15 protein-coding genes are annotated in these 13,566 nt (G+C 61.2%); 7 read left to right on the top strand and 8 right to left on the bottom strand.

Features of this window, described 5'->3' with window-relative positions; all coding sequences use genetic code 11:
* Positions 1-951: glyceraldehyde-3-phosphate dehydrogenase (locus ABYV89_RS08360; protein WP_432822495.1), on the top strand; the 951-nt coding region annotated here is incomplete at its 5' end.
* Positions 952-1,074: 123 nt separating this feature from the next.
* On the opposite strand, the gene rpsU is transcribed toward ABYV89_RS08360, so the two are convergent.
* Together rpsU and ABYV89_RS08350 are read right to left on the bottom strand one after the other, a co-directional pair.
* Entirely contained in the window at positions 1,075-1,269 is a 195-nt protein-coding gene (gene rpsU / locus ABYV89_RS08355; RefSeq protein WP_432822494.1) for a small ribosomal subunit protein bS21, read from the bottom strand.
* Between the two features lie 149 nt (positions 1,270-1,418).
* The gene (locus ABYV89_RS08350; RefSeq protein WP_432822493.1) at positions 1,419-2,531 is read right to left on the bottom strand and encodes a THUMP domain-containing class I SAM-dependent RNA methyltransferase; all 1,113 of its coding nucleotides are present in this window, start codon (positions 2,529-2,531) and stop codon (positions 1,419-1,421) included.
* A gap of 131 nt (positions 2,532-2,662) precedes the next feature.
* On the opposite strand from ABYV89_RS08350, the gene ABYV89_RS08345 reads away from it, so the two are divergent.
* The 3 genes from ABYV89_RS08345 (at position 2,663) to ABYV89_RS08335 (ending at position 4,795) form a co-directional block, all read left to right on the top strand.
* Entirely contained in the window at positions 2,663-3,532 is an 870-nt protein-coding gene (locus ABYV89_RS08345; protein WP_432822492.1) for an ATP-binding protein, read from the top strand.
* A 64-nt stretch (positions 3,533-3,596) separates the two neighbouring features.
* Positions 3,597-3,911, top strand: a complete 315-nt coding sequence (locus ABYV89_RS08340) for a cytochrome c3 family protein (protein WP_432822491.1) — start codon at positions 3,597-3,599, stop codon at positions 3,909-3,911.
* Between the two features lie 155 nt (positions 3,912-4,066).
* Complete coding sequence (locus ABYV89_RS08335; protein WP_432822490.1) at positions 4,067-4,795, top strand: PilZ domain-containing protein; 729 nt, start codon at positions 4,067-4,069, stop codon at positions 4,793-4,795.
* A gap of 48 nt (positions 4,796-4,843) precedes the next feature.
* Here ABYV89_RS08335 and aat read toward each other — a convergent pair whose 3' ends face one another.
* Genes aat through ABYV89_RS08320 form a run of 3 tightly spaced genes read right to left on the bottom strand, consistent with a single transcriptional unit; the run spans position 4,844 to position 8,178 of the window.
* On the bottom strand, positions 4,844-5,530 hold the full coding sequence (gene aat, locus ABYV89_RS08330) for a leucyl/phenylalanyl-tRNA--protein transferase (protein ID WP_432822489.1): 687 nt from the start codon (positions 5,528-5,530) through the stop codon (positions 4,844-4,846).
* Between the two features lie 41 nt (positions 5,531-5,571).
* Positions 5,572-7,827 (bottom strand): ATP-dependent Clp protease ATP-binding subunit ClpA, encoded by a 2,256-nt coding sequence (clpA, locus tag ABYV89_RS08325; protein ID WP_432822488.1) that lies wholly within the window; start codon positions 7,825-7,827, stop codon positions 5,572-5,574.
* A gap of 36 nt (positions 7,828-7,863) precedes the next feature.
* A complete protein-coding gene (locus tag ABYV89_RS08320) occupies positions 7,864-8,178 on the bottom strand; it encodes an ATP-dependent Clp protease adaptor ClpS (protein ID WP_432822487.1) in 315 nt (104 codons plus the stop codon).
* Between the two features lie 310 nt (positions 8,179-8,488).
* Here ABYV89_RS08320 and ABYV89_RS08315 point away from each other — a divergent pair, with 310 nt between their 5' ends.
* Complete coding sequence (locus ABYV89_RS08315; RefSeq protein ID WP_432822486.1) at positions 8,489-10,255, top strand: sensor domain-containing protein; 1,767 nt, start codon at positions 8,489-8,491, stop codon at positions 10,253-10,255.
* A 25-nt stretch (positions 10,256-10,280) separates the two neighbouring features.
* Here the strand turns inward: ABYV89_RS08315 and ABYV89_RS08310 are convergent, their stop codons facing one another.
* On the bottom strand, positions 10,281-11,078 hold the full coding sequence (locus ABYV89_RS08310) for an alpha/beta fold hydrolase (protein WP_432822485.1): 798 nt from the start codon (positions 11,076-11,078) through the stop codon (positions 10,281-10,283).
* Positions 11,079-11,277: 199 nt separating this feature from the next.
* Entirely contained in the window at positions 11,278-11,970 is a 693-nt protein-coding gene (locus tag ABYV89_RS08305) for a YkgJ family cysteine cluster protein (RefSeq protein ID WP_432822484.1), read from the bottom strand.
* 208 nt (positions 11,971-12,178) lie between these two features.
* Between ABYV89_RS08305 and ABYV89_RS08300 the strand changes: the two genes are divergently transcribed.
* Positions 12,179-12,355: a hypothetical protein gene (locus ABYV89_RS08300; protein ID WP_432822483.1), complete on the top strand. Its 177-nt coding sequence runs from the start codon at positions 12,179-12,181 to the stop codon at positions 12,353-12,355.
* Positions 12,356-12,593: 238 nt separating this feature from the next.
* Here ABYV89_RS08300 and ABYV89_RS08295 read toward each other — a convergent pair whose 3' ends face one another.
* On the bottom strand, positions 12,594-13,034 hold the full coding sequence (locus ABYV89_RS08295; RefSeq protein ID WP_432822482.1) for a response regulator: 441 nt from the start codon (positions 13,032-13,034) through the stop codon (positions 12,594-12,596).
* 92 nt (positions 13,035-13,126) lie between these two features.
* Between ABYV89_RS08295 and ABYV89_RS08290 the strand changes: the two genes are divergently transcribed.
* On the top strand, positions 13,127-13,566 hold a 440-nt coding region (locus ABYV89_RS08290), incomplete at its 3' end, for a shikimate kinase (RefSeq protein ID WP_432822481.1).

Below are 13,566 nucleotides of genomic sequence, written 5' to 3'. Positions count from 1 at the left end.
GTGCGCAAGGGAAGCGAAGACGACCTGGTCAAACGCGCCAGCCTGCTGCGCCGCGACTCGGTGCACGGACCCTACCACGGGACCATCCGCATCGACGAGGAGGAGAACGCGATCATCGCCAACGGCAACATGATCCGCATCATCTACGCCGACGCCCCAGAGAGCATCGACTACACCCGGTACGGCATCCATGACGCCATCCTGGTCGACAACACCGGCAAGTGGCGCGACCGGGCCGGCCTCGGCCGCCACCTGCAGGCCAAGGGAATCTCCAAGGTCATTCTCACTGCACCCGGCAAGGGGGACATCCCCAACGTCGTCTACGGGGTCAACAACGAGCTGCTGACCGAAGGCGAGCAGATTCTGTCAGCCGCCAGCTGCACCACCAACGCCATCGTGCCGGCCCTCAAGGCGGTCAACGACCAGTTCGGCATCATCAACGGCCACGTCGAAACCTGCCACTCGTACACCAACGACCAGAACCTGATCGACAATTACCATAACAACTCCCGCCGCGGCCGCAGCGCCCCGCTCAACATGGTCATCACCGAGACCGGCGCCGCCAAGGCGGTGGCCAAGGCCCTGCCCGAGCTGACCGGCAAGCTGACCGGCAACGCCATCCGCGTGCCGACCCCCAACGTCTCGCTGGCAATCCTCAACCTGACCCTTGAGAAGGCGACCAGCGTCGCCGAGCTGAACAAGTACCTGCGCGACGTCTCCCTCGACTCCAAGCTGCAGAACCAGCTCGACTACACCAATTCACCGGAAGCGGTCTCCAGCGATTTCGTCGGCTCCCGCCACGCCGGTGTGGTCGATTCGCTGGCCACTATCGTCGAAGGCAACCGGGCCGTTCTCTACGTCTGGTATGACAACGAGTTCGGCTACAGCTGCCAGGTCATCCGCATGCTCGACAAGGTCGCAGGGCTCGAACTCCCCTCGTTCCCTAACTGAGCAGTCAGCCAAAAAAAACCGCCGGCCGCATGAAACCATGCGGCCGGCGTTAACAGCCCAAAAGAAAAAGGTCGATCCGATGGGATCGACCTTTTTCTTTTTTGAGAATATGGCAACGAGGCGTTAGTCGCGTTTCATCAGGCGCATTTTCTTGCGCAGCCGACGCTGGGCCTCCTTCTCCTTGCGCTTGCGCTTGACGCTGGGCTTCTCGTAAAATTTACGCTGCTTCATTTCACGAAAGAGTCCCTCCTGCTGCAGCTTACGCTTGAGCACGCGGATGGCCTTCTCGACGTTGTTGTCGATGACCTGGATTTCCACTAGCAATCACCTCGCTTTCTGATCTGTATCTACCCAATCCCCTGCGGAATTGAGGTAAGTTGCAAACGTAAATCATCTGCACAAAAAAATCAAGCAGTATTTCTTCAGCAACCGGTCGAACGATGTTGCCGCCCAGGCGAATAGGGCTGCTACAGGTCGGCCATCCACAGCGTCACGGGAATCCCGCCGTTATGCAGCGCGCCAAGCCGCTGCAACGGCAGGCCGGTCGCTTTGGCCAGGTGGTCATCGGGGCAGATGAATGCCCCCCGCCACCCCGGGAAGTGGCCCCGAAAAAGGGCGCCAAGCGCCCGGAACAGCGGCCGCAGATCCTCATCCCGGCCGATGCGCTTGCCGTAGGGCGGGTTGCAGACCACCAGGCCAAGCCCGGCCGGGGCGACAAAATGCTGCAGCTCCTGTTGGCACAACTCGACCAGCGTTTCGACACCGGCCCGGGCCGCGTTGCGGCGGGCGGCCGCCAGCGCTTCCGGGTGCCGCTCGCCGCCGCAGATCGGCACCCGGATCGGGCGTTCGGCGCGACGGGCTTCGAGGCGCAGAGCATCTAAAAGCCCCTGCCGAAAACCGGGCCAGTCCATGAAGGAAAACTGCCGGTCCAGCCCGGGAGCCCGGTTGCCGGCCAGCAGGGCGGCCTCGATGACGAAAGTGCCCGAACCGCACATCGGATCGGCCAGCGGTGCCGAGCCGTCCCAGCCCAGCTTCAGCAGAATGCCGGCGGCCAGAGTCTCCCTCAGCGGGGCAAAAGCGGTCTCGGCCCGGTAGCCCCGGCGATGCAGCAGCTCTCCGGAGCTGTCCACCGACAGCTGGCAGACGTCGTCCTCGAAGCGGGCCAGCACCAGCTGCTGCGGGCCGGCAGCTGGCGAGACTTCCCGTCCGAGCGCGCGGTCCACCGCCTCGGCGAGGGTTGCGGCGATGCGCCCGCTATGGTTGAGCCGCGAGCTCTGGCTGCTGGCCCGCACCTGCAGCGCCGTGCCCGGGCGCAGGAAGCGTCCCCAGGGAAGCCGCAGCCCCTTGCGGTACAGGTCGGGAAAATCCCGGCACTTGATCGAATCCAGCCGGACCAGAATCCGGCTGGCGCTGCGCAGCCAGAGATTGGCCTGGTAAATCTCCCGCAATCCGCCGCAGAATTCGACCCCGCCGGCGACGACACGGATCGCGTCCATGCCCAGGGTCAGCAATTCGCTGGCACAGACCTCTTCGAGCCCGGGGGCGGTTACGGCAAACAGCTGTTCGGTGCGGTTTTTCAACGAAATCCTCCAGAAAGGCGGCATCCTAGCACGTCTGCCGACCCCTGCCAACCACCAACAAGGCGCTTAAAGAAGTCGGAAAATCTGTTACCATAGCGTTAACACTCAATGGCTGAAGGAGAGACTCGCCCATGCACTTCAACTCGGTAGATATCGACTGGGGATACCTGCTGGACCGCCTGGAACACATGCTGGACCTCGGTGAAGAATTCCTGACCCGCAAGCTGTCCGAATACCAGTTCGACCCTGGACTCTTCGCCAGCCTTCTCGTTTTCCGCTGGCACCAGGAAGACGATGCCGGAGTGCTGCGCCCCGTGGTGCATCCCGACCTCCCTGACCTCGGCAGCCTGCTCGGCATCGACCCCGCCCTGCAGCGGCTGCGCCAGAACACCCTGCAGTTTCTCCACGGCGCGCCGGCCAACCACGTCCTGCTCTGGGGTGCCCGCGGCAGCGGCAAATCCTCGGCGGTCAAGGGACTGCTGGGCGAATTCGGTGAGGCCGGATTGCGCCTGGTTGCCATCCGCAGGGAAGACCTTTCCCGGCTACCCGCCATCTGCGCCCAGCTGCGCCCCCAGCCGTACCGCTTCATTCTCTTCTGCGACGGCCTGAATCTCGACGGGCCGGAGAGCGACTACCGGGAGCTCTCGGCCCTGCTGGACGGAGGGCTGGAAGCGCGGCCGGACAACGTCCTTGTCTACGCCACCTGCAATCACCTGCAGCCCTATCCTGCCGACGATGCCAACGAAGCCTATCCCGAACAGTGTCCGCTGGCCGACTGCTTCGGCATCACCCTCGGTTTTCCTGCGACATCCGAGCAGACCTATCTCGCCGTGGTTCAACAGCTGGCGGACCAGCGGCAGCTGCCGGTTTCCCCGGAAGTGCTCACCGCCGAAGCCCGGCAATGGGCGGCCCGACGCAGAACCCGTTCCGGGCGCACTGCCCGCCAGTTTATCGACGACCTGGCCGGCCGGCTGCAACTGAGCACGCCGGATACAAATTAATGTTTGGCCTGACCGGCAATTCTCCGTATAATGGGATGATGTAGTCAACTTCAGGAGGTTATTTATGAAACTGCACTGGCTGATCGCCCTGACGCTGCTGGTGATATCCCCTTCGGTTCTGTCCGCCCGCTGGATCACGGACAAGGTTGTTTTCGTAAACGAAGACGCCGGGAATATCGAATTCAGTCATTACCGGCACCTGGAAATCCTTGGCAACAACTGCCCGAGTTGCCACAACGAAATCTTTCACATCGTTACCAACAAAAACCCCGACTTCACCATGAGCGACATGGAAAAGGGGAAATCATGTGGGGCCTGCCATGATGGGAAAAAGGCCTTCACAGTCAGCGACAACTGCGACACCTGTCACCAGATGTGACCCTGCCGCCGAAGAGAAAACCGGTCAAGGAGGGGGGGAGCCGTAGGACGTCTCCCCCCCCTTTTTCATTCGGCAGTCTTTACCGGCCACAGGCGTGAAATGCTTTCTGGTCGCGAGAGTGCTCCCCGTTCAACCACCAGCGGCGAAACGGACCCATGTCATATTCGAAATACTTCAAATCAGGGCAGAAGATCCTGCTGACCGTCAGCACCGCCGTCCCGGGTTCCGACCGGACCGACTCTCTGACGGCCTATTTCCTGGATTCGGGGCCTGACTATTTCGACCTGACCCTCCCCTACGGCGGCGGCGACAATGAAAGCTTCCCCTTCGCAGACGACATGCCTCTCGTCATCCATTCGGAGGCCTTCGGTCTCGGCCTGCGGCTGAGCGGCCGTTTCTCCGGCCGCCAAGGCCGCCAGGGCAGCCAGGCGATCCGGGTCAGCGTAACCGAAGACCTGCAGGTCTTTCAGCGCCGCGCCAGCCCCCGCATCGACATCAAGGCCGGACTGCGCTACACCAAGGGGCGCGGCACCCTGCGAACATTTCACGACCAGTGGGAGAAAAACCTGCAGATCCTGCAAAACAGCAAGGACTTCAGCAAGTTCGGTGCTTTCCCTCACCGTCCGATCAATCTCAGCTCAGGCGGTATTCGCTTCGACATCAAAAGCCCGGTGGATATCGCCGACATCTGCCTGGTGCTGATCGATCTCGGCACTCCGCCACCGATCTGCGCCCTGGCTGAAGTCGTGTGGACTCGGCCGACCGAGAGCGAAGAACGGTTTGCCGCCGGCATGCGCTTCCTGTCGCTGCTCGATTCCGACCGCGATCGTCTGGGGATGTTCGTGAGGGATACCCGGAGAATACTCGGGGGGGAAAACAGGTAACCGGCAACTATCGCAAAAAGTCGGCCGCAATGGATCGAGGGCCAACCTTCAGGGGAAAGCCGGCACCGACTGAACCGGGCCGGGCGTCACGCCGCCGCTTCGCAGGCGGCGTAAAAACTCGCGGCGGGGGATTTCCTTCGCCCCCAGCGAAACCAGGTGAGGGTTGGGCACCTGGCAATCGATCAGCCCCCACCCCTTCTCCTCCATCCACCGCACCAGCGTCACCAGGGCCACCTTCGATGCATCGGTGCTCCGATGAAACATCGATTCGCCAAAAAAGCAGCGTCCCAGGCAGACCCCGTACAATCCCCCCACCAGTTCGTCCCCCTGCCAGCATTCGACCGAGTGGGCAAACCCCAACCGGTGCAGGCGCTCATAGGCCTGCAACATGTCGTGCGTGATCCAGGTGCCCGCCTCATGCTTGCGGCGGCTGTCGGCGCAGGCCGCAACGACGGCGGGAAAGGCCTCGTCAAAACTGGTGCGGAAGCGGCCCTGGCGCAAGGTTTTGGCCAGGCTGCGGGAAATTTTCAACTCGGCAGGATCGAGGATACAGCGGGGGTCGGGGGACCACCAGAGGATCGGTTCATCTTCGCTGAACCAGGGGAAGATTCCCGTCGAATAGGCCAGCAGCAGCCGGGACGGCGACAGGTCGCCGCCGACGGCGAGCAGCCCCTCGGGTTCGGCAAACTCCGGCGGCGGAAATAGCAACTGGTCGCTGAGGCGATAGACAGGCATGGGCAGCAGTCAGGACAACCGGGGGCCGGGGGAAGCGGGCATCAGGCTGCGGGCCAGGCGAAGGTCAGCGCCCCGCCGCTCACCCCGATGCGCACATCGCCGCCGTCGCTTAAGCGGCCGAACAGAATCTCGCCGGCCAGCACGTCGCTGATCTCGGTCTGGATCAACCGGGCCAGAGGGCGCGCCCCGTAGACCGGATCGTAGCCCCGACGAGCCAGCTGGGCCCTGGCCGCGGCGGAGACCACCAGGCTGACACCATTCTCCTTCAGGCGCGTGCGCAGTTCGCCGAGAAACTTGTCGACGATGCGGATGGTGATCTTCTCGTCCAGCGCGTGGAAGGGAATGATGGCATCGAGCCGGTTGCGAAACTCGGGGGAAAAGGTCTTTTCCACCGCCTGCTTCAGGCCGGCCCGCGCAGGAGTGCCGAAACCGATGGGGGTTGCGCTCATTTCGCGGGCGCCGGCATTGCTGGTCATGATCAGCACGACATTGCGAAAATCGGCTTTTTTGCCGTTATTGTCGGTCAGGGTGCCGTGATCCATCACCTGCAGCAGGATACTGAAGAGGTCGGGATGGGCCTTTTCGATCTCGTCGAGCAGCAGCACCGCGTAGGGATTTTTGACCACCCCGTCGGTCAGCAGCCCCCCCTGGTCAAAGCCGACGTAGCCGGGCGGCGCGCCGATCAGGCGAGCCACCGAGTGCTTCTCCATGTACTCGCTCATGTCGAAACGGATAAACTCCACCCCCATCTGGGCCGCCAGCTGCCGGGCCACCTCGGTCTTGCCGACCCCGGTCGGGCCGGTGAAGAGGAATGAGCCGACCGGCTTGTCCGGGTGCCCCAGCCCGGCCCGGGCCCGCAGGATTGAGCGACAGAGCACGTCGATCGCCTCGTCCTGGCCGAAGACCTGGCGCTTGAGATCGCGCCCCAGGTGCTGCAAACGCTTGCGGTCCGAAGTCGAGACGCTGCGCGCCGGGATGCGAGCGATGCTGGCCACCACCGCTTCGATATCGGCGACCGAAACGGTGCCGCCGGCACGCTTGCGGATGCGAAACGCCGCTCCCACCTCGTCGATCACGTCGATCGCCTTGTCGGGGAGATGGCGAAAATTGATGTGGCGAGCCGACAGCTCGGCCGCCGCCCGCAGCGCCTCATCGCTGTAGGTGACTCCATGGTGCTCCTCGTAGTAGCTTTTCAGCCCCTGCAGAATCGCCACCGTGTCCTCGACGCTCGGCTCGAGAATATCGATTTTCTGAAAGCGCCGCGAGAGGGCCCGGTCCTTGTCGAACAGGTTCTTGTATTCCTCGAAGGTGGTCGATCCGATGCAGCGCAGCTCACCGGTGGCCAGCACCGGCTTGAGGATATTGGAGGCATCGAGGGAGCCGCCGCTGGTCGCCCCGGCCCCGACGATGGTGTGGATTTCGTCGATAAAGAGGATCGCCTCGGGCTTCTTGCGCAGCGCCGCCATCACCCCCTTGAGCCGCTCCTCGAAGTCACCGCGGAATTTGGTGCCGGCCAAGAGCGCTCCGAGGTCGAGGGTGTAGACCTCGTTCCCCTTGAGCACCTCCGGCACCTCCCCCTGGTGAAGTCGAAGCGCCAACCCTTCGGCGATGGCGGTCTTGCCGACCCCAGGATCGCCCACGTAGAGGGGATTATTCTTGCGCCGCCGACAGAGCACCTGGATGGTTCGCGCCAATTCCCGGTCGCGCCCGATCAGGGGATCGATCTTGCCTTCGCGGGCCCGCTGCACCAGGTTGACGGTGTACAGGTCAAGTGGATCGCGGGAAGGAGTCCCCTTGGACGGGGCAGGCGCCCCTTCGCTGGACTTTCCGGGCGCGGGACGTTCCGGTGCCGGCTCCACGCGAGGCACCTTGGAAACGCCGTGAGAGATGAAGTTGAGGACGTCGAGGCGATCGATCCCCTGGGCGGCGAGAAAATGGGCCGCGTGGGAATTCTTCTCTTCGAGAATCGCCGCCAGCAGATCGCCCAGCCCTACATCCTTCTTGCCCGCCGAGTGCATGTGCACCACGGTCCGCTGCAGCACCCGCTGCAGGCCCACGGTCTGCTCGGGGACGTAATCCTCCTCGGCAGACAGCTCCTCCATCTGCTGGGCGAAAAATTCCTCGAGCGCGCTGCGCAGCACCTCGATGTCGCCACCGCAGTTGACCAGCACCTCCTGGCCGCGCTCTTCGAAGAGGATGGCATAGAGGACATGTTCGGTGGTCAGGTATTCGTGGTGGCGCCGCTGCGCTTCTCGTACGGCAAGGGAAAATGCGATCTGTACATCCTGGTTAAACATATTAAAACGTCCTTATTCTGAATCGGGCAATACCTGCTATGCCTGTTCCATGCTGCAGCGAAGGGGAAACCCCTCATCCCGGGCCAAGGCGTGGACCCGGTCGATCTTGGTCTCGGCAATTTCATGGGAAAAGATACCGCACATCCCCATCCCCTTGAAATGAATATTCAGCATGATGCGGTTGGCTTCGGTCGGCGACTTGTGAAAAACCGATTCAAGCACCTCCACCACGAAATCCATGGAGGTAAAATCATCGTTGTGCATCAGAACCCGGAAAAGGGGCGGCGTCGCGGTTTTGCTGCGGCTCTCTTCCGCCGCCCGGGTTCCTCCTGAGGGGGATTGGTCGGTCAATGCGCTGCTCTCCGTTTCAGTATCAGTTCCATAAATCCTAACATAACTATGGAACAACTTCCAACGCCAGACTTGTCTGGCCTGGTCACGAAATAATTTCCTCTCTCATCCTCTTGTGGTATAGTCCACCAAACTAGCAAAAGCCTGCCATTACAGGTTGATACGCTCCAACCGGCAATGGGCCAGGCAAACGCGGTAAGGGTTTGCGGCAGGCGGCAACAGCCAGGCTGATATTTCCGCCTGAAGGGTGCCTCGTCGCCGCCGGGGCAGACCGAGAACGGCAGCGGGTTTAAACCCGACGATGTCGTAAATGAACAAGAGGAAGTGCGGGGGGATTTTGAACGAAGCCTATTTGCGGCTCCAGGAAAGCGAAAAACGCTACCGGGACCTCTACCACAAGACCCCGGTCATGCTGCACTCTATCGACCCCAACGGTTGCCTGCTCACGGTCAGCGACCTGTGGCTGAAAACCCTCGGCTACCACCGCGTCGAAGTCATCGGCCGGCGCCTTACCGAGTTCATGAGCCGCCGCTCGCGGCAGCTGGTCGAAGACATCCATCTTCCCGAGTTTTTCAAGACCGGCGACGTCCCCAACGTCGCCTACCAGATGGTCGCCAAGGACGGCAGGCCCATCGACGTGCTCCTATCCGCCGTTGCCGAACGGGACAGCCAGGGGGCGATCATCAGCAGCCTGGCGGTGCTGATCGACGTCACCGAACGCAAGCGGGCCGAAGACAAGGTTCACCGACTGGCCTATTACGACACCCTCACCGGCTTGCCCAACCGCACCCTGTTTCAAGACCGCCTGAGCCGCGAACTGATGCGCGCCCAACGCGAAAACAGCACCCTCGAAGTCATGTTTCTCGACCTCGACCAGTTCAAAGGGATCAACGACACCCTCGGCCATGGGGCCGGCGACGCCCTGCTGCAATCCGTCGCCGGCCGCCTGCAGAAATGCCTGCGCGATGTCGACACGGTAGCCCGGTTCGGCGGCGACGAATTCGTCATCCTGCTGGCGGGACTGGACGATGAGCAGGACCCCTCGATTTTCGCCCGCCGGATCCTCGACGCCATCGCCAGCCCCGTCACGATCGACGAGAAAGAACTCTTCACCACGGCCAGCATCGGCATCGCCGTCTATCCCACCGATGGCACCGATGCCGAAACCATGCTGCGCAAAGCCGACATCGCCATGTACGAGGCCAAGGAACTTGGCCGCAACACCTACCAGTTCTTTTCGGCCGAACTGAACAGCAAAACCCTCGAGCGGCTGCAGCTCGAAACCTCCCTGCGCCAAGCGCTGGCCCGCAACGAACTCTTCCTCTCCTACCAGCCCCAGCTCGACCTCAACAGCGGCGAAATCATCGGCATCGAAGCTCTGCTGCGCTGGTGCCACCCGGAGAAGGGGCTGGTCCCCCCGGAATACTTCATTCCGGTCGCTGAGGAAACCGGGATGATCATCCCGATCGGCGAATTCGTACTGCGCACCGCCTGCGCCCAGGCCAAGTCATGGCAGACCCTGGGGCTTCCGCCGACACGAATTGCCGTGAATGTTTCGGCGCGGCAGTTCAAGCAGCACGACTTTGTCGACCGGGTCGAGACGATTCTTAATGAAACCGGCCTTCAGCCCGACCTGCTCGAGCTCGAGCTGACCGAAAGCACGGTCATGGAGAATGTCCAGAGCACCATCATGACCCTGACCGACCTGAAAATTCGCGGCGTGCGCCTGGCCATTGACGATTTCGGGACCGGCCACTCCTCGCTGGTCTACCTGAAACATTTCCCCATCGACCGCATCAAGATCGCCCAGGAGTTCGTCCGCGACATCCCCAAAGATCCCGACAACGAAGCCATCATCGGCGCCATCATCGCCATGGCCGAAAGCCTCAATCTCAAGGTCATCGCCGAGGGGGTCGAAAGCAAGGAACAGCTCTCTTTTCTGCACAACCGCCGCTGCAACGAAATGCAGGGGTTTTACTTCGCCCGCCCCCTCACCCCCGACCATCTCGCCGACCTGCTCACCCGCAAAGCCTCCCAACCGGCCGCCTGCCTGTTCAGCGGCAACTCGATCAACTAACTCGATTCGGGCTTTGTCGGGGGCACTAGCTCCCGATTTGCTGCAGAAACCCGAGCAGGCACGCGTTGAAGGCGTCGGCCTGCTCCAGGTTGACCATGTGCCCGCCACCGTCGATCATGCACAGTTCGGCGCCGGCAACCTGCGCGGCCAGATATGCCGACTTGTCCGGAGGGATCGCCTTATCCTCACGGGCCCCGATCACCAGCGACGGCAGTTTCAGGGTCGGCAGCAGCGGGCCCGAATCGACCCGGTCACGGATCGCCTGCAGCCCCAGCACCAGCCCGGTCGGATCGGTTGCCGCCATCCAGCCGCGCACCTCATCCACCAGTTGCGGCCTTCTGGCGACAGTCTGCCCGGCAAAGAGCAGCGGAGCGAAGGCCGCCGGAACCGCCCCGGGGTTGCCCGCTTCAACCTCGCCGACCAGGTGGTTGCGCTTGCCGCGCCCGGTTTCGTCATCGGCATCGCCACGGGTCACAATGAAGCAGGCGGCACGAACTCGCTGCGGGTGCCGGGCCAGCAGGTTGAGCAGCACGTATCCCCCCATCGACATCCCGCCCACGACCGCCCGCTCAATGCCGAGGTGATCCATCAGGACAACCAGGTCATCCGCCAGCAGGTCCATCGAGCCGGGCCGATCGCCTACCCCGCTCTCGCCGAATCCGCGCAGGTCGGGGACCACAACCCGAAAACCGGCTGCGGACAGCGCCTGCACCTGCGGCTGCCACATGCGACGGCAGAGGGGAAAACCGTGGATGAGCAGGACGGCGGGGCCGCTCCCGGCGACGTCATAAGCCATGCGAATACCGTTGATCTCCGCGTTCATTACACCTCCTTGTTATCCGTGTTCACAAAGGGCTTCTTCGAGCCTGAAAAAACGAGCCCAAACATTAACATCCAGCTTCCCTCACCGACAAGCCGATTAATAAAACAATCCACACAAAAAAGCCCCCCGAAAGGAGGGCAGAAAATCGATGCGATCCGATACCAGCGTACCGTAACAAACGACAGCCGATTCACCTTGGTCACCCCGCCGCCTGTTCACCCCACACATTTTTTCGTTCAAGATAGCGATCTGCCAGTTCCGGCGCGTCGAACAGACCCTGAACACCCACCGTCAATTGCCCACTGCGATCCTCAAACCCAAGCTGTGCCTGGGCATGGCATAGGGCGACAAAAGTTCCTTCCATCAGGCCTTTCTGGAACAGGTTCATGATCACTGTTCTCGCTTCATCTGAGTTCGGCGTGTCCAGTGCAGCTTCGCAGTGACGGGGGTCGATCGAGGTGATAGCGCGACAGATCAGCGGCCGGACCGGATAGATCACACAATCCCCCGACTCGTCGAGAAACGCGCAGCTCTGCCGCAAAAACAGCCGCTCCTCCTCACCGAGCCAGCGCACCTGACGGAACAGAACATCGACCCGCCGTACAATCGTTCGTTGTTGCTCCGGAGACATCCGGGTTTTGACAAAATCAACGATGGCGAGCACTTCGGGAAAAAGAACCGCCACGTTCAGTATGCAACAGCTGCCACAGCCGGCCCGGCAGGCAATCTGTTCGCCGCCTTCAAGATGATCGGCCAGTTCACTCTCAGCAGCGTCTGTGATGATTTTCATCATTTTCACCAGGTCATCCGCATTGCTTGCGTCAGAAAGATGTTCCATCGCCAGCTGCTGCACTCTCTCCTCGTATCCCCTCAGATCAAAAGCGTCACCCATATCTTCTCCATTTATGAACACCAAGCAGAAAATTGATTTATTATTATTACAGGATTAATCCATACCGCAACTGTCCCCGAGTGATTTGTCTTGCGACCGACCGCCAAGGGTTTTTATCCCGAAAATTTTTCTTGCCTGCCAAGGGTATTTTCTGGCAATGTCTTAGCGCGCACTAATCACGTCAACCCCCTTTGCGTGAGGTGGTCAAATGGAACTGACAATCGATTACGAATGCCCTCAGTGTAAGAAAAGTTTCCATCAGCGATTCGCCGACATCTCCCCCGGGAAAATACGCAAATGCACCCACTGCGGCGCCACCGTCGCCTTGACTCTTGAAGGCCTGCGTGGTTTCGAAAAAGCACTCGAAGCCTACTGCCGCCCCTGACGAAAAACCGGTTTTCCCTGCCTATACACCTGCCGCAGGGGTATATTCGTAGCGCCGAACTTTACCGGCAACTGCAGCTGCCTTCAGCCGTCACCTTGTTGCGGCTCCCCGACCGGATATGTCCCCGCCACCTGCTGCCGCACGAGGTCCAGCCGCCAGCTTGAATTATTGATAAAAAACGGCCGCTGCCTTCACCAGGGCAGCGGCCGCGTACTTCAACCGGCGTCGAAAACCGGGTCTAAAGATCTTCCAGCCTGGCAAGTTTCCGCCCAGGGGCAATGGATTTTTCCTGCTCGTCCAGCCAGTCGGCAATTGCTTTCACATCGTACGGCTTGCGAAAGACCTTGCAGCCGAGTTCTTCGGCTTTATCCAATTCTTCAGGGGTCCAGCTGGCTGACAGTACCGCCTTCTTGTTGACCACCCCCTTGCACCCTCTGCGGCCCTGGGTCTCGACGAATTCAAGGCCGGTCATTTTCGGCATCCGCTGGTCGGTCAGCAAAAAATCGCCGCAGGCGTCTTCGTGGGGACAGACCGCCAGCAAATCGTCATAAAGAGGGCATACCGTCGGGTCGGACAGGCTGACCACCTCGTACCCTCGCTGCTTGAGAATCAGGGTGATCAGGTTGCGGCAGCCTTCGTCATCGTCGATGACAATGGCCCTCGGCTTCATAACGCTCATCTCTTTAAGCCTCCAAAATGCTACCGTTCAGTGTATTATTCTACCCTATCAGCGGAAAAATTATCACCCCTACGTTTGCGTGAAAGGCCCCAATGACCCGCCCCAACCTCACCCTCATCGGCATGCCCGGCGCCGGCAAAAGCACCGTCGGCATCATCCTGGCCAAGGCCCTCTCTTTCGGCTTTATCGACACCGACGTATTGATCCAGACCAGCCGGCAGAAATCCCTGCAGCAGATCCTCAACGAGAGCGACCATCTCACCCTGCGCCAGGTCGAGGAAGAAGAGATCCTCAAGCTCGACGTCGATCGGCATGTCATCGCCACCGGCGGCAGCGCCGTCTACAGCGAGAAAGGCATGACCCATCTGAAGAGAATTTCGACCATTGTGTTTCTCGAAGTGGATTACGCAGAGATCAGGCGCAGAATCAGAAATTTCGACACGCGGGGGATTGCCAGGGCGAAGGGCCAGTCCTTTCGCCAGCTGTTCGAGGAGCGGCAGGCGCTCTACCGGCGCTACGCTGAAATCCGGGT

Source organism: Trichloromonas sp. (assembly GCF_041583255.1).
In the GTDB taxonomy this organism is placed as follows: Bacteria; Desulfobacterota; Desulfuromonadia; order Desulfuromonadales; family Trichloromonadaceae; genus Trichloromonas.
The sequence above is the reverse complement of the archived record's forward strand: the minus strand, read 5'-3'. Positions and strand labels throughout refer to the sequence as shown.

Bases quoted from the DNA above. Each gene is read 5' to 3' on its own strand.
- ABYV89_RS08345 (WP_432822492.1), top strand. From the start codon at position 2,663: ATGCACTTCAACTCGGTAGATATCGACTGGGGATACCTGCTGGACCGC.
- ABYV89_RS08340 (WP_432822491.1), top strand. From the start codon at position 3,597: ATGAAACTGCACTGGCTGATCGCCCTGACGCTGCTGGTGATATCCCCT.
- ABYV89_RS08335 (WP_432822490.1), top strand. From the start codon at position 4,067: ATGTCATATTCGAAATACTTCAAATCAGGGCAGAAGATCCTGCTGACC.
- aat (WP_432822489.1), bottom strand. From the start codon at position 5,530: ATGCCTGTCTATCGCCTCAGCGACCAGTTGCTATTTCCGCCGCCGGAG.
- clpA (WP_432822488.1), bottom strand. From the start codon at position 7,827: ATGTTTAACCAGGATGTACAGATCGCATTTTCCCTTGCCGTACGAGAA.
- ABYV89_RS08315 (WP_432822486.1), top strand. From the start codon at position 8,489: ATGAACAAGAGGAAGTGCGGGGGGATTTTGAACGAAGCCTATTTGCGG.
- ABYV89_RS08310 (WP_432822485.1), bottom strand. From the start codon at position 11,078: ATGAACGCGGAGATCAACGGTATTCGCATGGCTTATGACGTCGCCGGG.
- ABYV89_RS08305 (WP_432822484.1), bottom strand. From the start codon at position 11,970: ATGGGTGACGCTTTTGATCTGAGGGGATACGAGGAGAGAGTGCAGCAG.
- ABYV89_RS08300 (WP_432822483.1), top strand. From the start codon at position 12,179: ATGGAACTGACAATCGATTACGAATGCCCTCAGTGTAAGAAAAGTTTC.
- ABYV89_RS08295 (WP_432822482.1), bottom strand. From the start codon at position 13,034: ATGAGCGTTATGAAGCCGAGGGCCATTGTCATCGACGATGACGAAGGC.